Source organism: Arthrobacter sp. ISL-85, assembly GCF_018613675.1.
Classification (GTDB): domain Bacteria; phylum Actinomycetota; class Actinomycetes; order Actinomycetales; family Micrococcaceae; genus Arthrobacter.
Window position 1 is genome coordinate 86,181 of record NZ_JAGGPQ010000001.1, and the last position, 18,085, is coordinate 104,265.

At 66.9% G+C, this 18,085-nt stretch carries 21 protein-coding genes; 11 read left to right on the plus strand and 10 right to left on the minus strand.

The window, feature by feature from the left end:
- Positions 1 to 97: 97 nt before the first annotated feature.
- Both J7I84_RS00425 and J7I84_RS00430 read left to right on the plus strand, forming a co-directional pair.
- Complete coding sequence (locus J7I84_RS00425) at positions 98 to 361, plus strand: hypothetical protein (RefSeq protein WP_214939077.1); 264 nt, start codon at positions 98 to 100, stop codon at positions 359 to 361.
- A 38-nt stretch (positions 362 to 399) separates the two neighbouring features.
- Positions 400 to 1,218 carry a glycerophosphodiester phosphodiesterase gene (locus tag J7I84_RS00430; RefSeq protein ID WP_214939080.1) on the plus strand — a complete coding sequence of 273 codons (819 nt, stop codon included), beginning with the start codon at positions 400 to 402 and terminating at the stop codon, positions 1,216 to 1,218.
- A gap of 19 nt (positions 1,219 to 1,237) precedes the next feature.
- On the opposite strand, the gene J7I84_RS00435 is transcribed toward J7I84_RS00430, so the two are convergent.
- Entirely contained in the window at positions 1,238 to 1,591 is a 354-nt protein-coding gene (locus J7I84_RS00435; RefSeq protein WP_214939083.1) for a hypothetical protein, read from the minus strand.
- A 134-nt stretch (positions 1,592 to 1,725) separates the two neighbouring features.
- Between J7I84_RS00435 and J7I84_RS00440 the strand changes: the two genes are divergently transcribed.
- Complete coding sequence (locus tag J7I84_RS00440) at positions 1,726 to 1,962, plus strand: DUF6480 family protein (protein WP_214939086.1); 237 nt, start codon at positions 1,726 to 1,728, stop codon at positions 1,960 to 1,962.
- A gap of 57 nt (positions 1,963 to 2,019) precedes the next feature.
- On the opposite strand, the gene J7I84_RS00445 is transcribed toward J7I84_RS00440, so the two are convergent.
- From J7I84_RS00445 to J7I84_RS00455, 3 genes are all read right to left on the minus strand, one after another.
- Complete coding sequence (locus tag J7I84_RS00445) at positions 2,020 to 3,084, minus strand: EAL domain-containing protein (protein WP_251045846.1); 1,065 nt, start codon at positions 3,082 to 3,084, stop codon at positions 2,020 to 2,022.
- A gap of 170 nt (positions 3,085 to 3,254) precedes the next feature.
- The gene (locus tag J7I84_RS00450; protein ID WP_214939088.1) at positions 3,255 to 4,805 is read right to left on the minus strand and encodes a bifunctional diguanylate cyclase/phosphodiesterase; all 1,551 of its coding nucleotides are present in this window, start codon (positions 4,803 to 4,805) and stop codon (positions 3,255 to 3,257) included.
- A gap of 20 nt (positions 4,806 to 4,825) precedes the next feature.
- Complete coding sequence (locus J7I84_RS00455; protein ID WP_311381029.1) at positions 4,826 to 6,469, minus strand: ATP-binding protein; 1,644 nt, start codon at positions 6,467 to 6,469, stop codon at positions 4,826 to 4,828.
- Between the two features lie 218 nt (positions 6,470 to 6,687).
- On the opposite strand from J7I84_RS00455, the gene J7I84_RS00460 reads away from it, so the two are divergent.
- From J7I84_RS00460 to J7I84_RS00480, 5 genes are all read left to right on the plus strand, one after another.
- Complete coding sequence (locus J7I84_RS00460; RefSeq protein ID WP_214939309.1) at positions 6,688 to 7,464, plus strand: class I SAM-dependent methyltransferase; 777 nt, start codon at positions 6,688 to 6,690, stop codon at positions 7,462 to 7,464.
- 151 nt (positions 7,465 to 7,615) lie between these two features.
- Positions 7,616 to 8,065: a hypothetical protein gene (locus J7I84_RS00465; RefSeq protein WP_214939095.1), complete on the plus strand. Its 450-nt coding sequence runs from the start codon at positions 7,616 to 7,618 to the stop codon at positions 8,063 to 8,065.
- 90 nt (positions 8,066 to 8,155) lie between these two features.
- A complete protein-coding gene (locus J7I84_RS00470) occupies positions 8,156 to 8,602 on the plus strand; it encodes a hypothetical protein (protein ID WP_214939098.1) in 447 nt (148 codons plus the stop codon).
- A gap of 18 nt (positions 8,603 to 8,620) precedes the next feature.
- On the plus strand, positions 8,621 to 9,430 hold the full coding sequence (locus J7I84_RS00475; RefSeq protein WP_214939100.1) for an SDR family oxidoreductase: 810 nt from the start codon (positions 8,621 to 8,623) through the stop codon (positions 9,428 to 9,430).
- 89 nt (positions 9,431 to 9,519) lie between these two features.
- Positions 9,520 to 10,644: a glycerate kinase gene (locus J7I84_RS00480; protein WP_214939102.1), complete on the plus strand. Its 1,125-nt coding sequence runs from the start codon at positions 9,520 to 9,522 to the stop codon at positions 10,642 to 10,644.
- Here J7I84_RS00480 and J7I84_RS00485 read toward each other — a convergent pair.
- The 3 genes from J7I84_RS00485 to J7I84_RS00495 are packed head-to-tail and all read right to left on the minus strand — an operon-like array spanning position 10,641 to position 12,225.
- Positions 10,641 to 10,991, minus strand: coding sequence for a LuxR family transcriptional regulator (locus J7I84_RS00485; protein WP_214939105.1), 351 nt, complete (start codon positions 10,989 to 10,991; stop codon positions 10,641 to 10,643). The genes J7I84_RS00480 and J7I84_RS00485 overlap by 4 nt on opposite strands.
- Before the next feature lie 46 nt (positions 10,992 to 11,037).
- Positions 11,038 to 11,700 carry a DUF6766 family protein gene (locus tag J7I84_RS00490; RefSeq protein WP_214939108.1) on the minus strand — a complete coding sequence of 221 codons (663 nt, stop codon included), beginning with the start codon at positions 11,698 to 11,700 and terminating at the stop codon, positions 11,038 to 11,040.
- Positions 11,701 to 11,703: 3 nt separating this feature from the next.
- Positions 11,704 to 12,225, minus strand: coding sequence for a DUF6328 family protein (locus tag J7I84_RS00495; RefSeq protein ID WP_214939111.1), 522 nt, complete (start codon positions 12,223 to 12,225; stop codon positions 11,704 to 11,706).
- Positions 12,226 to 12,445: 220 nt separating this feature from the next.
- Between J7I84_RS00495 and J7I84_RS00500 the strand changes: the two genes are divergently transcribed.
- From J7I84_RS00500 to J7I84_RS00510, 3 genes are all read left to right on the plus strand, one after another.
- Positions 12,446 to 13,345: an SDR family oxidoreductase gene (locus J7I84_RS00500; RefSeq protein WP_214939120.1), complete on the plus strand. Its 900-nt coding sequence runs from the start codon at positions 12,446 to 12,448 to the stop codon at positions 13,343 to 13,345.
- 74 nt (positions 13,346 to 13,419) lie between these two features.
- A complete protein-coding gene (locus J7I84_RS00505) occupies positions 13,420 to 13,782 on the plus strand; it encodes a hypothetical protein (RefSeq protein ID WP_214939123.1) in 363 nt (120 codons plus the stop codon).
- A gap of 248 nt (positions 13,783 to 14,030) precedes the next feature.
- Positions 14,031 to 14,909, plus strand: coding sequence for a glycosyltransferase (locus tag J7I84_RS00510; RefSeq protein WP_214939126.1), 879 nt, complete (start codon positions 14,031 to 14,033; stop codon positions 14,907 to 14,909).
- Positions 14,910 to 14,922: 13 nt separating this feature from the next.
- Here the strand turns inward: J7I84_RS00510 and J7I84_RS00515 are convergent, their stop codons facing one another.
- The 3 genes from J7I84_RS00515 to J7I84_RS00525 form a co-directional block, all read right to left on the minus strand.
- The gene (locus tag J7I84_RS00515) at positions 14,923 to 15,729 is read right to left on the minus strand and encodes a biopolymer transporter Tol (protein ID WP_251045847.1); all 807 of its coding nucleotides are present in this window, start codon (positions 15,727 to 15,729) and stop codon (positions 14,923 to 14,925) included.
- Positions 15,730 to 15,821: 92 nt separating this feature from the next.
- Positions 15,822 to 16,823, minus strand: coding sequence for a sugar phosphate isomerase/epimerase (locus J7I84_RS00520; RefSeq protein WP_214939132.1), 1,002 nt, complete (start codon positions 16,821 to 16,823; stop codon positions 15,822 to 15,824).
- Positions 16,824 to 16,876: 53 nt separating this feature from the next.
- Positions 16,877 to 18,043: a Gfo/Idh/MocA family protein gene (locus J7I84_RS00525; RefSeq protein WP_214939135.1), complete on the minus strand. Its 1,167-nt coding sequence runs from the start codon at positions 18,041 to 18,043 to the stop codon at positions 16,877 to 16,879.
- Positions 18,044 to 18,085 lie beyond the last annotated feature (42 nt).

The following is an 18,085-nucleotide window of genomic DNA, read 5'->3' on the forward strand; positions in this document are numbered from 1 at the left end:
CCATTTTCACAGCTTCCGCTCACCTGGCGTTTACCTTCCCGCCGTAGCGTTAAGCGTGGAGAGCAGGCACCCTCCCGCCGGCTCAAAGGGGGCAACGATGGCAAAGAATGTCAGGCAGCACGCGGCCGATGCGCCGCTGCGCAAAGCAACGCCCGCTCCGCACTGGAAGCAGCTGCGCCAGGGCGACCGGGTCCGGGTTCTCTTCTCACCGGGGTTTGAGGCAGGCGGCGTGGTGGATACCATCACGCCGGACCATAGCGCGGTGTGGGTGCACCTCGACGGCGGCCGCGGCCGGACCCTGCTGCACTGCGGTGACGGAGTGGACATCGTTGCCCGCGGGGAGACCGGCTGCCAGGACTAACGGCGGCCTGGAGCGTCTCCGGGCGGTACGCTCGCTGTGTGAGCTTGCCTTTCTTTGAGCACCCTGACGGCGCCGGCCGGCACCTTCCCATCGGCATGGCCCACCGCGGGTTCTCTGCCGAGGGCCTGGAGAACTCCATGGCCGCATTCCGCGCCGGCGTCGAACTCGGCTTCCGCTACCTCGAGACGGATGTGCACACCACAGCCGACGGCGTGCTGCTGCTCTTCCATGATGAAACCCTGGACCGGGTCACGGACGGCAAGGGCCGGGTTGCGGAACTGCCGGCCGCGGAGGTGGCCAAGGCCAGGATCAACGGCCGCGAGCCCATACCCACGTTCGACGAACTGGTCACCCAGCTTCCCGAAGCGCGGCTGAACCTCGACGTAAAGGACTGGGGCTCGGTGCACAGCACGGCCGCCGCGATCGAGCGGCACCAGGTTCATCACCGGGTGCTGGTTACGAGCTTTTCGGACCGCCGGCGGCGGGCGGTGCTGAAGCTGCTCAGCCGGCCGGTTGCCTCCTCTGCGGGTGTGGGCTCAACTGCCCTCTTCACCTTGCTGGGCCCTGTGGTTCCGCGCCCGGTATTCCACCGGCTGATGCGCAGGGTGCTCCGGGACGTGCACGCGCTACAGGTACCCGTCGGGTATGGCCGGGTACCTGTCGTCACCGCCGGCTTCATCCGGCGGGCGCATGGCCTTGGCCTGGTGGTCCATGTGTGGACCATCAACGATGCCGACGAAATGCACCGGCTCCTCCGCCTGGGCGTGGACGGCATCGTGACGGACAGGGCGGACCTGCTCCGCGGCGTGCTGCGGGCCCGCGGCCAGTGGCCGGACAGGACCGGGCTGGCCGATTGACCGCCCGGTGCGGCTCTGACTAGCCCCGGTCTGTTTCGGTGGGCGCCGTGGCATCCCCTGCCAGGCCGCCGTCGTCCGTCGCGTCGTTCTGCTCCCGGTCCCTGTGCGCCCTGTCGTTGTCCGTTCCGTCGACGTCCCCGCCCAGGGGACTGTTGGAGACCGGGGCCGGTGCAGGCCCGGTTTTGGGCCCGGGCGCCTTCTGCTTCTCCGCCTCCATCGCGTTTGACCCTTCGCTCAGGGACGAGTGCACTTCCACGTCGTCGTTGGGATCCGCGGGGTCCGGCACGTCCGTTTTCTCCGTCGGCCTGGATGTTCCGGCCAGGTCCTCCATGGCATTTTCTGCTGCCTTGCCGATGCTGTCGCCGATTCCCATGTGACTGCTCCTTCCGACGTTGCATGCCGGCCGCCCCAGCGGCGTACCGGCCCTACTCCTCCAGAATTATCAGCATGCTTACAATTAGTCCAGTGCTGGGGAAACGAACCGCAGCCGGAAAGGAAGGAAAGGCAATGAGCACTTACCATCCGGAAAATGACCCCGCGAACCCCGACCGTCCGGGGAAGGAAGACGTGGGCGCCGCGCAGGCCCACCTGGGGGAGCAGCGCAGCAGGGAGTCGGCCGGTTCGCCGAACCCGGATCCGGCGGAAGGGAACATCACCGGCCTGGAACCGGGCGGGGGAGTACCGCCAGGAGAGACACCACCGGCGGAGGACCAGATGAGCCGGGACCAGGGCCACTCCGAATAGGACGTCCAGCGGGGCGGCGCGCGTTCTGCCCGCCGCCCCGCTGCCTGCGTCAGGTTCTCAGGAAGATTCCGTGCCCCGGGGGATGGCGCGCGACTCGCCCGGGCCCGCCAGATGGCGTTCCAACCCGTCCATGTCGAGGCGCGTGTTCCAGTTGGCCCAATCCTTGGGCCGCACGGACGGCCGGCCCAGCAGGTACCCCTGGCCGGCGCTGATGCCCAGTTCGGTGAGGACCTTGAGCTCACCCACGGTTTCGATGCCCTCGGCCACCAGGGTGATGCCGATCTGGTCGGTAAAGTCCACCAGGCAGGCTGCCAGCGCCCGCTGCAGGCCGTCTTTGTCGACGTCGCCGATCACGTTGCGGCCCACCTTGAGGAAGTCGGGCCGCAGGTGGATCATGCGGCTGAGTGCCCCGGCGCCGGTGTGCGTGTCATCGACGGCGATGCGCAGCCCTCTTTCCCGCAACGGATTGATCGCGGAAAGGAACTGCAGGTATTCCTCTTCCGGAATGTCCTCGGTGAGTTCGAGCACCACCCGGTGGATGGGCAGTTCAATGTGGTCGAACAGCTCCGGCAGCCGCGGGTCCATGCAGGACGTGGGCGAGATATTGAGGGACACATAGAGGTTTTCCGGCAGGTCCCGGGCTGCTGCTGCCGCGGATCCCAGCGCCGAGAACTCAAGGTTGGCGCCCAGGCCGACTGCCGCGGCCTCGGCAAACCACAGTTCGGCGGCCGCGCCGTCATCGCTGACGAAGCGGGAGAGCGCTTCGGCGCCCACCACGGTTTTTCCTTCCAGGCCGTAGATAGGCTGGAACGCGGTCATCAGCATCTTGTTTTCGAGCAGGGCGCTGATCCGGGAAGTGCTGCGGATGGCATCCAGCTGCTCCGCGAGCTGCGGCGGAAGCGCTGGCGGCGTGAGGCGCATTTCCCTGGCGGTTTCCAGTGTTTCCACCATGTTGGCGTCGCTGCGCCGCGTCTCAAGGAGATACTCCAGCAAGGCCCGTTCCGGCACGCCGGGATTCTCATCGAGGCTGTCGCTCAGCCGCTGCCGGACGGCGGTCCCCGCGGGATCCGTATCCGCCAGCACGGCGGCGATAATTCCCCATGCCTGTACCCGAACCGACATTAGCAACGCCCCCAGTTGACGAAGTAATGACCCGATGGCCCAATAATGTTCAAATGTCCAAACGCCTTATAAAATAACGGTGCTGCCGACCTGAATTCCAAGGCGGCGAAAAACCAGACACCGCACGCTGATCGTATAACGGCGGCCGGAAAAGTGCAGTAGTTTTTGCGTTACTGGTTAGCGCTTTCCTGCTGGTCAGCCAGCAGTTGCGGAATTTGGTCCCCGGGAACGGGCCGGCTGAAGTAGTAACCCTGGGCGCTCCTGCAGCCCAGGCTGCGCAGGATGTCCGCCTGCTCCGCCGTTTCAACGCCCTCCCACACCGCCTCCAGCCCGCACGCGCGCACCAGTTGCAGGACCGCCGCCACCAGCGCGGGCTGGTTGGGGTCGCTCTCCAGCCCGGTGATCAGAGAACGGTCCACCTTGACCCGGTCCACCGGCAGCCGGCGGAGGTAGCTGATGGACGAGTAGCCAGTGCCGAAGTCATCGATTTCGATGCCCACGCCCAGGCCGCGGAGGCCGCCCAGCGAATACCGGTCCAGCTCATTGCCTTTGACGATTGCCACTTCGGTCAGTTCCAGGACAACCTGTTCAGGCTTGACGCCGGTCTCCTTGAGTGTGTTGCGGACGTCCTCGATGAACTGCAGGCTTTGCAGGTCCGTGGCGGAGATGTTGATGCGCACGGAGAACCTGCTGTCCACCAGGCCGGCATCAATCCAGGCCCGCAGCTGCTTCACGGCGGTCCTGAGTACCCAGAGGCCCAGTTCCGAGATCAGGCCCGCCTCTTCGGCCAGGGGAATGAACTCATCCGGCATGATGAAGCCGCGGGTGGGGTGGTTCCACCGGACCAGCGCCTCCACACCCTCGATCCGTCCGGTGCCAAGCTCTACAACCGGCTGGTAGTGCAGCGTCAGCGCACCGTCCTTGATGGCGGCCCGCAGGTCATCCACCAACTGGCTGCGAAGCCGGCGCACCAGCAGCAGGGCGGGCTCGAACCGGTGCAGCTTGTTCCGCCCTTCGGCTTTGGAGGCATACATGGCGACGTCCGCCTCCATCATCATGTCCTCCGGGCTCTGGCCCCCGCTGCCCACGCTGAGCCCGATGCTGGCGCCACAGCGCACACTTCGGCCGGGGAGCTCAATGGGTTCATTAAGGGACGCCAGGATGCGGTGCGCCACAATGGCCGCCTGGTCCGCCGATGCGGCAGGCATGACAATGGCGAATTCGTCACCGCCCAGGCGGGCTACGACGTCGGAGGCGCGCACCGCGGCCCGGAGCCGTTCGCCCACGGTCACCAGGACCTGGTCGCCGGCCGTGTGCCCCAGGCTGTCGTTGATCGATTTGAATGCGTCCAGGTCCATCAACAGGATGGCCGGCCCTTCTTCCGTCCGCTCGCCGTCTGCCGAGGCACGGGCTTCCAGGGCGGCGTGAAGGGCCTCGAGCAGCGCTGACCGGTTGGCCAGTCCCGTCAGCGGGTCCTGCATGGCCATCTTCTGCATCTCGAGGTGCGCCTCGTGAAGGAGCTGGGTCCGGACCTGCACCCGCTGCTCCAATTCCTCGTAGATGACCTGCAGGTCCTCCGCCAGCAGATTGGTGCCCATGATGATCGCATCGAGCTCATCCCGGGCCGGTGACACCTCTATCCGGGAGGCAAGGTCACCGGAGGCAAGCCGGACAATGCCTTCCAGCAGCTGGGAGAGCCGGGGATCGTCATCGGAAAACATGGCCAGTCCTCCTTCGGCGCCTAGTTGGCCTGGGCGCGGTCGGTGCCGAGGGGAAGGCTGACGGTGACGGTAGTCCCCGTACCCAGCGTGGAAGCGACGTCAATCCGGCCACCGTGGCGGTCCACGATGTCTTTGGAGATGGCAAGGCCCAGCCCTGTTCCGGGGATGGCGCCGTTCATCGCGTTGGAGGCCCGGTAGAACCTGGTGAACACGTGGTTGATTTCGTCGTCAGAAATGCCGATGCCGGTATCGGCGATCCGCACGGTGGCCCACTTGGATCCATCCGACGCGGCGTGGGATTCGCTGCCCACCTCGATCCGGCCGCCGCTGGGCGTGAACTTGATGGCGTTGGAGACGAGGTTGGTGAAGACCTGCTGCAGCTGCACCTCATCGGCCAGGATCTCCGGATCCTCCGGAACAGGGTCCACCTCGATGGTGACGTTCTGCAGCGTGGCCAGCGGGCGGAGCGCCGAGGCCACCAGGTCCAGGGTGTGTCCCAGCCGCACCGGCGAGAGCTGCATTTCGGTGGTGTCCAGGCCGCCACGGGAGACGCTCAGCATGTCCTCGATCAGCGTCCGGAGGCGTTCGGTATTGCGGACCACGATGTCCAGCATCTGGTGGACCTCCTTGGACACCGGGTGCTCGGTGCTCTCCTGGATCATGTCCAGGTACGCCATGATCGAAGTCAACGGCGTCCGCAGTTCGTGGTTAACCGTGGCCAGGAAGTCCGTCTTCGCCTTGTCCAGTTCCCGCAGCTGCTTCACCACCTGCTGCTGGCTGCTGATCAGGTGGCTTTGGATAAGCCCGTAGGCTGCGTTGCCGGCCACGTGCTGGATCAGCCCCAGCTCCGCGCTGGACCAGGTCCGGGGCCCGTCCATCATGGCGACCCAGATGATGCCCAGGGAGGAGTTGCCTTCGCCGATGGGCACGGCCAGTGTGGAGGCCGCGCCGGCGATGGCACGGGAGGGCTTTTCGTCCGCCCGCGCCTCAGTTTCATTTCCGTCCGCAGACAGCGTCTCCGTGCCCGCCCAAAGCGCGTCCGCCGTGGCCCGTGCCTCGTCCTCACCGGGAAGGGCGTCCCGGGGCAGTTCCGCCAGGCCTTCCCGGTGCCAAGCCGCCGTGATCACCGGGACGCGGTGGTCCTCGAAGGTGGACAGGACAACATGGTCGGCCTTGAAAGTGCGGCCGAAGCCGGAGACGACGTGGTTGGCGATTTCCTGTGGATCATTGGTGGCGCGCACCGCAGCGGAAACCTCGCGCAGTTGCTCGCGGAGCCCTTCCGCCTCCTGCCGCGAGGAGCGTCGCCGGGCCACCTGCTCGATGAGGACCGTGGCGCGGTGCACCAGCTCTTTGGGCTCCGGCGGTTTGGTGATGCAGTCGTGGACACCGTGCGGGTTGGCCGCGGCAATTTCCTGCGGGTTGTCCAGGTCCACCATGACCAGGACAGGGGCCGCGGACCGGGCAGGGGACAGAAGCGCGTCCGCGACTATGACGGAGGGCTGGCCCGCGTCCAGCAGCGCGGCAAGTGCGGTGGCGTCCATGGCTTCAAGGACGCCGTACCCGGCGTCGCGCAGTGCCTGGGCGTTGCGGGCCAGCCGGCCGGCGTCAGGATCGGCGACGACGGCGGTGCGGGCCAGGCGCACGTCACTCGGCACAGCCGTCACAGTGCTTCCCTTCCTCCCAGTTGAGTACATTCTAGGGGGACGGGGGCTGCACAGGGCCAGAGCGCCCGGACCAGCGGTTCCACCGGTCCATTACCGCCGCCGCGGGTGTGGCGCGCCGTAATGTAGCAGGAGCTGCGCCGGTTGCCGTGGATGGAACATATATTTGACCCGTGTCCTCCCCAACGAAGTCGCCGCGGTCCATCCTGCAGAAGTACCTGATGATCCCTAAGCTCGTCAGGATGTCGCGGGGTGCGCCGAAGGACCGGCACAAGGCGTGGGATACGTACTGGGCGGGCATCACAGCCACGGGCCCCGGCGGTGAGGTCCTCTGGGATTCAGGCAGCGACCATGAATTCCTGGGCTACAAGGACAGTCTCCTGCGCTACCTGGACCCCGCGCTTCCTGTGGTGGATGCCGGCTGTGGCCACGGCAGTTTCACCCGTGCGCTCGCCGGCGTCTTTCCCAAGGTGGTTGGCGTGGACGTCTCACCGCACGCTGTTGCCCGGGCCCGGGCGGAATCCGCAGGAAGCGGCAACACTGCGTTCGAAGCCCGTGACATGACTGCGGAGGGCGCGGGCGCAGCCCTGGCAGAGTCCGTCAACGCGGATGTCGACGGGGCCAACGTCTTCATCCGCGGTGTCCTGCATGTTCTTGCCCCGGCGCACCAGATCGCACTCGTCGAAAACCTCCGGCTCCTGGCTGGGCGCCGCGGCACCGTGTTCATGGCGGAAACCAACTTCCAGGGGAACCCGGTGGAGTATGTGTCCCACCTCGGGGCAAGCACCCGGGGCATTCCGGTGCCGTTGGAACTGGCCATCCGCGGACTGCCCATGCCGGGGCACTTCGGCCCCGAAGAGCGCGAACGGGCGTTCCCGGCGTCGGCCTGGGAACTCCTTGAAGATGGCCACACGGCCATCGAAACCAACCCGGTGACCGGCGTGCCCGGCCAGGACAGGGTGCCTGGATACTATGCCGTGGTCCGGCCGCGCCGATAGCCTGGCGTCCAGGCAATTCATCAGCCCTGCGGGCTTGTCCGATTCCCGCAGGAGGTCCGCAGAATACCCGCTCTCCCCTTGACAGGCGGCCGGATCCGGAGGCTCCATAGTAAGTAGACTTACTAGTTGGCTGAGGGAAAGGAAGGCCGTCGTGGCAGAGGACAAAGGCAGCAAGACCCGCAAAGCGGACGAAGCCAGGGACGAAGAGGACCTGGGCGCCGGGCCCGAAGGCGGGAAGATCCGGCGTGGACCCGAGTCCTCGAAATCCCTGAAGTACTCGCAGGAGGTCACTTCAACGGACGACGAGCCGGAACGCGAAGGCCGCAGCCTGGCCACCACCCACCACGAAGTCATCAGGCAGTGGGCGGAGGAGCGTGACGGCGTGCCCGCCACCGTGGAGGGCACGGAACACGGCGACCATCTCGGAGTGCTCCGGATCGACTTTGGTGGCAAGGACGACAAGCTCCGCCACGTCAGCTGGGAGGAATGGTTCGGCACCTTCGACTCCCGGAAACTGAACTTCATCTATCAGGAACAGCGCAGCGACGGCACCCAATCCAACTTCTTCCGGTTGGAAAACCCCAACCGGGAAGACGCCTAAGCCGCACCGCGCCCCAAGCGTTCGGCCGGCGCCGGATCATCCTCCGGTGCCGCTGCACCGACCGCCGGCGCAAGACCCACAGGAACCATTATGAGCAACCTCATTCCGTCCGGCGCACTCCGCCGGATGCTGCTGCCCCCCACCTATGGACGGCACATCACCTCCGCTACCGAATTCACCATCCTGTCCGTGGAGGTGTGGGCCTCCGGGCTGGTGGTCAACATCCACCTCCCTTCGGATGACACCCCCGAGCCCCGGCTTACGCTCCAGGACCACTTCGGGACTGAATACACCCTGCAGGAATCTGCCAGCGTCGGCAGCCGCAACCTGCAGGTGTTCACCCCGTCGGTTCCGCCGGGCACCAGGAGCCTGACCATCAGGTCGGCAGACGATGGGGACGGACGGCCCGTGGTGACCTTCGCGGTGCCCCTCATGGCCGTGCCGGAAGCCCAGCCAGACCCCAAGGCAGCAGGCCGGGAGGCCTCCACTGCCGCCGCCGACGATTCCTATCAGCCCGATCTCCGCCGCCCCGCTTGACCTACCGAAAGGCCCGTTATGCCGGACACCAGCAACTTCATGCCCACTACCGCCATCGTCACCGCCTCCGACTCGGGGATCGGCAAGGCCACCGCCGTTGCGCTGGCCCGCGCCGGGATGGATATTGGCGTCACCTGGCATTCGGACAAGGCGGGCGCCGAGGAGACGACCGCGGAGATCCGCGGCCTGGGACGCAAGGCGGTGGTCCGGCAGCTGGACACCACCGAACTCCACGCCGCGGCGGCCGTCATCGATGACCTCGCGGGGGAGCTGGGCGGGCTGGACGTCTTCGTGAACAACGCGGGGACGGGGGCCAGCACAAAGTTCCTGGACATGGACATCGACGAATGGATGAAAATCCTGGACACGAACCTCAACGGTGCCTTCGTCTGCCTGCAGGCAGCGGCACGGCGCATGGTCAAAGCCGGCAGGGGCGGCCGGCTGGTGGTGGTATCCAGCGTGCACGAGTTCCAGCCCCGCGTGGGCTCGTCCGCCTACGATGCCTCCAAGCACGGCCTGGGCGGGCTCGTGAAGACGCTGGCCCTGGAATTGGGGCAGTACGGCATCACGGCGAACACGGTGGCCCCCGGCGAGATCGCCACGCCCATGACGGGGCAGGAGGACCAGGATCCGACGACGACGGAGCGGCCTGGGGTGCCGCTGGGACGGCCGGGCCACGCACGGGAGATCGCCGATGTGATTGCCTTCCTTGCCTCGCCCGCCTCAAGCTATGTGACGGGTGCCGCCTGGGTGGTTGACGGCGGGATGCTGCAGATGGGCCCGCAGGCGGGCTCGCACCTCACCAGCAACGACTGGCGGGAGGGGTAGGCCGGCCTTCGCCGGATTGCCTCGGTGCAGCAGTCCGCATGCCGGATTTGGCAAGCGCTTGCCAACGCCTTGCTGGCATGATGGAGCGCATGCGCATTCTTATCGCTCCGGACAAGTTCAAGGGGTCCCTGACGGCAGCTGAGGCCGCCGCTTCCATTGCTGAAGGGGCGCTTCGGGTGTACCCGGACGCTGTGGCCACCCAGTTTCCCATCGCGGACGGCGGGGAGGGCACCCTGGAGGCGGCGGTGGCGGCAGGCTACGAAGAGCGGCTGAACGCCGTGGTGGGTCCGATCCTTGCGCCGCTCGGGGCGGCCTGGGCAATCCATAAGGCCGGCGACGGCAAGGTCACGGCAGTGATAGAAACGGCCCAGGCGTCCGGCCTGGCCGACATGGAACCAACGCCCGCGAATGCACTGCGCGCCCACAGCTACGGTTGCGGCCAGCTCATTGCCGCGGCCCTTGATGCCGGTGCCACCGAGATCGTCCTGGGCCTTGGTGGTTCGGCCATGACGGACGGCGGCAGCGGCGCCCTGCGCGCACTGGGCCTGAAGCCCCTGGATTCCGCGGGGAACGTGGTGCCCCTTGGCGGCAGTTCGCTGGCCGACATCGTAACGCTGGACATGGCCGGGCTGGACCCACGGCTGTCCGCAACCACGTTCCGCATCGCCGTCGATGTCCGCAACCCGCTGTATGGGACCTCGGGCGCCGCGCACGTTTTTGGCCCGCAAAAAGGCGCGGACCAAGACAGCGTTGAAATGCTCGACGCCGGGCTGCGCAACTGGGCGTCAGTCCTGCGGGAAGCAACGGGCCGGGACGTGAACGTCCCAGGGGCGGGCGCCGCCGGTGGCTTCCCGGCGTCGTTCCTTGCCTTCACCGGCGCCACGCTGGAGGGTGGCTTCGCGCTGGTGGCCGGGCTGACCGGCCTGGCCGGGCAGCTGGACCAGGCGGACCTGGTGATCACCGGTGAAGGGTCCATGGACTCGCAGTCGCTGACCGGCAAGGCGCCGATCGCGCTCGCGGACGCGGCGCGGGAACGCGGCATTCCGGTCATTGTGGTGGCAGGCAGGATCCAGGTGACCTTCGAGGACCTTGCCGCGCACGGAGTGGTGGCCGCCGCGCAGCTGCTGGACGTGGCATCCAGCCCGGAAGATGCGGTGGCGAACGCCGGCAAGTACCTGGCCTGGGCAACAAGCCAGGTACTTGAAGGGGCCTAACCCACGATCGTAGTGTTGCGGCGGCGCCGGACGATCAGGATGGCAATTACCACCAGGACGGCCACGCCCGCGATCACCCACGGGGTGTAGTTCAGGCGCGTGGATTCACTCTGGGCCGACTCGCCTGTCCCGGGGTTCGCGGGGCCAGTGGACGCGGTATCGCCGGGAGAAGGCGTGGGAGAAACTGCTGCCGCCCACGCCCCTCCGGAGGATCCCGAGGCCAGCTGTGCCGGGGCGGCCTGGGCGGCCTCCGGCGCAGGTGCCGCTGCCACTGCCGCGCCCGCAGGAAGGGCCGGGGCAGCCAGGAGCAGCAGGGCCAGCAGGGTGGTTCGCACGAAGGTTCGCATACAGTCTCTCCTCTTGGGTGGGGCTGGTGGGATTGTTTTGGCGCCCTCAGGCGCCGGTTTCGTAGTGGGGTTCGGCAACGGGCTTCGATTCCGGGGACCCCTTTTCCCGGAGGTAGACCGACGCCCCCACCAGGACCCCGACGGCCAGGAACTCGCTTTGCCAGTTTTGGAAGGACTCGAACCAGAAGCGGCTGCTGCCCAGGTACTGCAGGAAAGTGATGGCGGGCTGTCCATGGCTTTGCTGGTCCTGGTTGTAGTCGTCCACGCCGCCGGCGGCGTGGAGGAGGAACGAGGCAAGGAACAGCACGAAGAACAGGATCGACAGGGAGTGCTCGTACACCTTGAGCGTCACCCCACCGCGCCGGATGGGCCAGGGCGTGGCGCTGCTGATACGCGCTTCCCTTGGGTCTTGGTCCTGTGGGGCGTTCTTGCCCATGGGCTTGGACTCGGATGAACCTTTCTGGAACAGGAACACCGTGAGGACCACGTACATGGCCATCTGCAGGAACTCCGATTCCCAGTTCTCGAAGGTGGCTTCCACGAACGCGCCGGTTCCCAGGAATTGAAGCACAGAGACAGCAGGCTCACCGTGGGCCTGCTGGTCTTCACTGTAGGACGCGGCACCGGAGAGGACCATTCCGACAAAAAATGCCAGGAACAGACCCAGGTTGGCTGCCAGCAGTCCATGTTCCTTAACCCATTTGCGCATGTTTTACTCCTTCTCCGATGCGGGCGGCAGGATTTTGCCGGTGGCCCGTCTGTTCAGCCGAAGCGGGACGAACACCAGCATGACCACCATGACGCCCAGCAATGCGCCGCCGGCCGTCACCCCGGCAGGCCGGCCGATGGCAACATCGAACACCAGGGCGGCGGTTCCGGCGCTCAGCAGGGCGATGCCGCCAAGGGCAATCTTGGTGATGGTGTCGGCGCTGGAAACAAGGGTTTCCTTGAGCCGTTTGCGGAAGAGCCGCCGGTGGACGCTGACCGGGAGGAGGATGAAAGCGGTGGTCAGGGCGGCGATCACCACGTTGGTGAGGTAGAGGCCAACCTCCCAGTCATCCAGCTTTTCAAACCGCTGCTGGAACGGCAGGGTCAGCAGGAAACCAGCCAGGATCTGCACGCCGGTCTGGAGCACCCGGAGCTCCTGCAGGAGTTCCGCCCAGTTGCGGTCCAGCTGCTCCTCGCGGGTCTCGTTCCGTCCCGTGCGGCCGGTGTAGTCCTCAACTTCGGACATCGGCGCTCCTTCCTCTGCGGCGGCGGTCCAGGTCTTCTTTCTATTCCTCCCCTACCCAGAAACAAGGCAGGCCGTTGCGTCCGCTACAACATTTGATAAGTTTACTGATTATTACCCGAAGTGGTGGACTTGGTCCTTCGCCCGGGATAGCTTCGGAGGGCAGGAGCGCTGCAGGGCTCTTCGATTCGACACAAGTCAACCGACACCAGGCAGGCGGACTATGAGCGACACCGACAAGCAGACAGACCAGCCAAAGGATCCGCGCGGCGGCTACCACTCGGGTCCCTTCCCTGAGCAGGAACAAAAGCAGCCCGGGCTCACGGCACCAATGAATCCCAAACCGGACCACGGGGAGCTCAGCTACGGAGGGCACGGCAAACTCGAGGGCAAGGCAGCACTCATCACGGGCGGCGACTCCGGGATCGGAAAAGCTGCAGCCATTGCCTTCGCCCGGGAAGGGGCCGACGTCGCCATCTCCTACCTTCCGGAGGAGGAAGACGACGCGCAGGACACCGCGGAGTGGATCCGGAAGGCCGGACGCCGTGTCCTCCTGTTTCCAGGCGACGGACGTGAAGAGGAGTTCAGCACCCGCATCGTGGAGGACGCCGTATCCGAGTTCGGGCGGCTCGATGTCCTGGTGCTGAACGCGGCATACCAGAAGAACCGGGAGAGCCTGGAAACTCTTCCCACCGAGGAGTTCGACAGGGTTTTCCGCACCAACCTTTACTCCTTGCTGTGGTCCGCACGGGCAGCCGTGCCGCACCTGAAGGCCGGGGCCTCGATCATCACCACGGCCTCCATCCAGGCCTTCAACCCCTCACCCGGGCTGATCGACTACGCCATGACCAAGGCGGCGCAGGTGGCCTTCACCAAAGCCCTGGCCCAGGAGCTCGGCCCTAAGGGGATCCGCGTCAACGCGGTGGCTCCCGGGCCCATCTGGACGCCCCTGATTCCCGCCACCGAGTGGCCGGACAAGCTGCCGTCCTTCGGGCAGGACACACCGCTGGAACGCGCGGGGCAACCGGCGGAACTCGCCGCTGCCTACGTGCTGCTCGCATCCGAGGACGGCTCCTACATTTCCGGTGCTGTCCTGCCCGTCACAGGCGGCAAGGGGCTCTAGGCAGTACTGGACGGTACTACGGGGGCAGCATCCACAAGACCAGCAACATTGGCAAACGCACAACAGGAGGAAGCATGACGCAGGAAAACCAGCAGACTGAGCCCGAGTCAGCCCCGGGCGGCTACGGCACGCCCACTGCCGAGCAGGAGGCGGCCGGCACGCAGGGCGGCCAGGGCCAGCAGTCCGGCGATGCCTCTTCGGCGGGTTCGGACACCAACGAACCGCAGTCCGGAACAAGCCAGGACCCTGTCCCGCACGATATGGACCTGCCCTCCAGCGCTGCAGAGATCGATGAGTCGAACGATGACTCTCAGGGCTCGGCCCCGGTCTCCTCGGAGTCGGGCCAGGAAGCCACGGGCATCCCGGACGGCAGCGGAAACAACCTTCCGCAGGAGGAATCGCCCAACGACGACGACGAGAGCTTCGACGCCGGATAAGACACCCTGCCCGGTGGGCCCCCGTTCCTGCTGCCCATCCGGCAGCGGAAGCGGGGGCCCTTGCCGTTCCGGCCGGCGTCTCGCCCGGCTCCTCTCCCGCTCGCACCTCCGAAGAGCCGGTGCCAGCGGCGCAGGCATACATCCGGCCCGGCTGGGTAAGGAAAGGGGACACCACATCCGCCGGCAGGCAGCAAAGGGCAGGCCCGTGCCGCCCGCCGGTACCAATTGCGACCCCAGGAAGGTGGACCGTGGGCAGGAGATCTTCGGAGCAGTGGGGGCGGCGCCTGGACCGGCCGGACAAGGCGGTGGTGGACATCCTGGTGCCCACCTGCAACCGGCCGGCCGAGCTGGCCGTCACCCTCGCCGGACTCGCCGCACAGCAGGAACCCGCGTTCGCCGTCGTGGTCAGCGACCAGTCAGCGGGCCAGCCCGCGTGGGAACATCCCGCGGCGGCAGCGATGGTGCGGGTGCTCGAAGCGCAAGGCCGGCCCGTCACGCTGCTGCGCCACCTTCCGCGCCGTGGGCTCGCCGAACACCGGCAGTTCCTGCTGGACCAGTCCACTGCGGAGCAATGCCTCTTCCTGGACGACGACGTCTGGCTGGAGCCCGGTGCCCTGGAGCTGCTGAGCCGGTCCCTGGATGAACTCCAGTGCGGTTTTGTGGGGATGGCACCGCAGGGGCTGTCCTTTTTGGACGACCGCAGGCCTGAGCAGACGGCAACTTTCAAGGCGTGGGACGGGCCGGTGACACCCGAACGGATCCGTCCGGGCGGCGCCGAATTCGAGCGGTGGCCGCTGCACAGTGCCGCCAACCTCAGCCACGTCAGCGCCGAACTCGACCTGCGGCCCGGCCAGTGGGTGCCCTATCACGTGGCGTGGCTGGGCGGCTGCGCGCTGTACCGCCGGGAGTTGTTGAACGACGCCGGCGGGTTCCGTTTCTGGAACATCCTTCCTGCAGGCCACGCCGGCGAGGATGTTGTGGCCCAGTGGCAGGTGATGGAACGGTTTGGCGGGGCGGGCATCCTGCCCTCCGGCGCGGTCCACCTCGAATCACCCACTACGGTCACGGACCGGCAGGTGGAGGCGTACGACGTAGTCCTCGACCGGGAGTCCGCCCAGGCACCCTGACGGGTGGGAAGCCTCAGTCCGCGCCGCGGGGCACTCCCGGGACGTCCAGCGGGTACGCCACATAGGCGAAGCGGTTGGACTCCGGCGACCAGCTGTTGACGTTCAGGGTGCCTTGGCCGCCGAATACCGGCCAGGTGTGCAGCGGAGCCGCCCAGTCGCTGGTGGAAACAAGGACGACGTCGACCGGCAGGTCCGCGGGGTGGCCTTGGGTTCCAGCCGGGAAGCGGAGGTAGGAGGCCAGGCGGCCGTCGGGTGAGAGGTGCGGGAACCAGTCCACACTGCCGCTCTCCACCAGCCGCTCGAACTGGCCGCCGTCGGGACGGACGCGGGCCAGTTGGGCGTGGCCGCGAACGGTGCTGAAGGATTCGGTGTTGAGGTACAGCCACGCTCCATCGGGCGAGTACTCCGGTCCGTCACAGTGGCCGCCGCCCACGTCCACGCCTTCGGGCGGACCGCCGGCCGCCGGGATGGTCCGGAGCCGCCCTGGCCGGCTGAAGTCACCCGCAGCGATATCGACGTACGCCAGCCGGCCGCCGTCGGGGCTGACACCGTGCAGGAAGTGCGAAGAGCCGTCGTCGTCAGTGATCCTGGTGGCCTGGCCGCCCGCAAGGGGCACGCGGTAGATATGTCCGTCCTCGCCTGACAGGAAGATGCCGCTGCCGTCCGGGTCCAGGACGTGGTCGTTGTTCAGGTCCGGGACGCGGGTCAGTGGAACCTCCGTCAGGCAACTGCCCGCCAGGTCGAACCGCCACAACCTGCCATCGCCGTTGAGGATCAGCGCCCGGCCGTCGCGCGTCCAGTTGGGTGCTTCAAGGAGCATATTCTCCGTGGAGTATGCGAGCTCGTGTTTCCCCGAGGCTGAGGCGACCCAGACTTCGCAGCGCTGCCCCGGCCGAAGCCTGCGCACCCGGCTCAGTCCTTGCTGCTGAAGGCGGCGTCGAAGCTGGTTTGGGAGGCTGGGAAGTCGTATTTCTTGAGGGCTGCGAGGGCTTCGGGGGCGCCGTGGAGGCGGTCCATGCCGGCGTCTTCCCATTCGATGCTGATGGGGCCTTCGTAGCCGATGGCGGTGAGGGCGCGGAAGGAGGCTTCCCAGGGGACGTCGCCGCGGCCGGCGGAGACGAAGTCCCAGCCGCGGCGGGGGTCGCCCCAGGGCAGGTGGGAGCCCATGACGGTGTTGCGTCCGGTTTGGCGGATCTTGGTGTCCTTGCAGTCCACGTGGTAGATCCGGTCCTTGAAGTCCCAGATGAAGGAGACGGGGTCGATGCCTTGCCACATCATGTGGGAGGGGTCCCAGTTCAGGCCGAAGGCTTCGCGGTGGCCGATCGCTTCTAGGGTGCGGACGGTGGTCCAGTAGTCGTAGGCGATCTCGGACGGGTGGACTTCGTGGGCGAACCGGACTCCTTGTTGGTCGAAGACGTCCAGGATGGGGTTCCAGCGGTCGGCGAAGTCCTGGTAGCCGGCGTCGATGACTTTTTCGGGGACGGGCGGGAACATGGCCACGTACTGCCAAATGGAGGAGCCGGTGAAGCCGACGACGGTGTCCACGCCGAGTGCCTTGGCGAGCCGGGCGGTGTGCTTCATTTCCTCGGCGGCCCTTTGACGGACGCCTTCGGGGTCGCCGTCGCCCCAAACTTTGGATCCGACGATGGCTTGGTGGCGGAAGTCGATGGGGTCATCGCAGACGGCCTGGCCCTTGAGGTGGTTGGAGATGGCCCAGACCTTCAGGTTGTACTTGTCCAGGATTGCAAGCTTGGAGTCGACGTAGCCGGATTCGTCCCAGCGCCAGGCGTCCAGGTGGTCCCCGGAGACAGCGATCTCGAGGCCGTCGTAGCCCCAGCCTGAAGCGAGCCGGGCCACTTCTTCGAAGGGCAGGTCGGCCCATTGGCCGGTGAACAGGGTGAACGGACGGGGCATTCGGGGGCTCCTTGGCTAAGGCTGGACTGGCGGGCGCTGCTGCAGGGGCGGCGCTAGTGGCGGACGACGGTGAGGGTGCTCTTGTTGGCGGCGGATTCCTCCACGGCGTCCAGGACGTACTGGACGTTCAGGCCTTCTTCGAACGACGGCGAGGGCTGGGTTCCGTCCTTGATGGCCAGGAGGAAGTCGCGTACCTGGTGGGTGAAAGTGTGTTCCCAGCCGATGATGTGGCCCTGGGGCCACCATGCGTCGAGGTAGGGGTGCTCGGGTTCGTTGACCAGGATGCGGCGGAAGCCCTGTTCCCGGACGGGGAGGGTGGCGTCCAGGAAGCCGAGTTCGTTGAGGTTTTCCAGGTCGAACAGGAGGCTTCCCTTGTCGCCGTAGACCTCGATCTGGAGGCTGTTTTTCCTGCCGGTGGCCACCCGGGAGACCTCCACTGAGGCGATGGCCCCGGAGGTGAGGGAGAGTGTGGCCCAGGCGGCGTCGTCGACCGTTACATCCTCGGTGCCCTCCTGTCCGGGGCGCTGGTTGACGAACGTGTTGAGCCGGCCGGAGACCTCGGTGACCTGGTCGCCGAGGAGGTACAGGACCTGGTCGATGGCGTGGGAGGCGATGTCCCCGAGCGCGCCGGACCCGGCTGTTTCCTTCCGAAGCCGCCAGGTCATGGGGGCGTGGGCGTCGGCGAGCCAGTCCTGCAGGTAGGCGGCGCGGACGTGCCGGACCGTACCGAGCCGGCCTTCACTGATGAGTTCCTTCGCGAGGGCCAGGGCCGGGACGCGGCGGTAGTTGAACCCGATCATCGACTGGATGCCTTTGGCCCGGGCCTTGGCCGCCGCGGCGGTCATGAGCTCGGCTTCGGCGAGGGTGTTGGCCAGGGGTTTTTCCACCAGGACGTGCTTTCCTGCCCCCAGGGCGGCGACGGCGATCTCGGCATGCATCCAGCCCGGGGCGCAGATGTCCACGATGTCGATGTCATCCCTGGTGATCACCTCACGCCAGTCCGTCGCCGACTCAGCCCAGCCGTACCGGGCCGCGGCCTCAGCCACCGCCGCGGCGTCCCGGCCCACGAGCACCTTCTGCTCAAAGGCCGGGACGTCGAAGAAACTGGCCACGTTCCGCCACGCGTTGGAATGGGCCTTGCCCATGAAGGCGTAACCGATGGCGGCCACCCCCAGCGGGCGGGACACCGGGGGCTCGGACGGGTGTGCGGATGCGGTCATGATGCGTTCCTGCGAACTTCCTGCTGGCTGGACTACGTGCTG

Bases quoted from the DNA above. Each gene is read 5' to 3' on its own strand.
- J7I84_RS00480 (WP_214939102.1), top strand. From the start codon at position 9,520: ATGCGCATTCTTATCGCTCCGGACAAGTTCAAGGGGTCCCTGACGGCA.
- J7I84_RS00475 (WP_214939100.1), top strand. From the start codon at position 8,621: ATGCCGGACACCAGCAACTTCATGCCCACTACCGCCATCGTCACCGCC.
- J7I84_RS00440 (WP_214939086.1), top strand. From the start codon at position 1,726: ATGAGCACTTACCATCCGGAAAATGACCCCGCGAACCCCGACCGTCCG.
- J7I84_RS00490 (WP_214939108.1), bottom strand. From the start codon at position 11,700: ATGCGCAAATGGGTTAAGGAACATGGACTGCTGGCAGCCAACCTGGGT.
- J7I84_RS00445 (WP_251045846.1), bottom strand. From the start codon at position 3,084: ATGTCGGTTCGGGTACAGGCATGGGGAATTATCGCCGCCGTGCTGGCG.
- J7I84_RS00460 (WP_214939309.1), top strand. From the start codon at position 6,688: ATGATCCCTAAGCTCGTCAGGATGTCGCGGGGTGCGCCGAAGGACCGG.
- J7I84_RS00425 (WP_214939077.1), top strand. From the start codon at position 98: ATGGCAAAGAATGTCAGGCAGCACGCGGCCGATGCGCCGCTGCGCAAA.
- J7I84_RS00500 (WP_214939120.1), top strand. From the start codon at position 12,446: ATGAGCGACACCGACAAGCAGACAGACCAGCCAAAGGATCCGCGCGGC.
- J7I84_RS00525 (WP_214939135.1), bottom strand. From the start codon at position 18,043: ATGACCGCATCCGCACACCCGTCCGAGCCCCCGGTGTCCCGCCCGCTG.
- J7I84_RS00450 (WP_214939088.1), bottom strand. From the start codon at position 4,805: ATGTTTTCCGATGACGATCCCCGGCTCTCCCAGCTGCTGGAAGGCATT.
- J7I84_RS00520 (WP_214939132.1), bottom strand. From the start codon at position 16,823: ATGCCCCGTCCGTTCACCCTGTTCACCGGCCAATGGGCCGACCTGCCC.
- J7I84_RS00515 (WP_251045847.1), bottom strand. From the start codon at position 15,729: ATGCTCCTTGAAGCACCCAACTGGACGCGCGACGGCCGGGCGCTGATC.
- J7I84_RS00495 (WP_214939111.1), bottom strand. From the start codon at position 12,225: ATGTCCGAAGTTGAGGACTACACCGGCCGCACGGGACGGAACGAGACC.
- J7I84_RS00435 (WP_214939083.1), bottom strand. From the start codon at position 1,591: ATGGGAATCGGCGACAGCATCGGCAAGGCAGCAGAAAATGCCATGGAG.
- J7I84_RS00485 (WP_214939105.1), bottom strand. From the start codon at position 10,991: ATGCGAACCTTCGTGCGAACCACCCTGCTGGCCCTGCTGCTCCTGGCT.
- J7I84_RS00470 (WP_214939098.1), top strand. From the start codon at position 8,156: ATGAGCAACCTCATTCCGTCCGGCGCACTCCGCCGGATGCTGCTGCCC.
- J7I84_RS00505 (WP_214939123.1), top strand. From the start codon at position 13,420: ATGACGCAGGAAAACCAGCAGACTGAGCCCGAGTCAGCCCCGGGCGGC.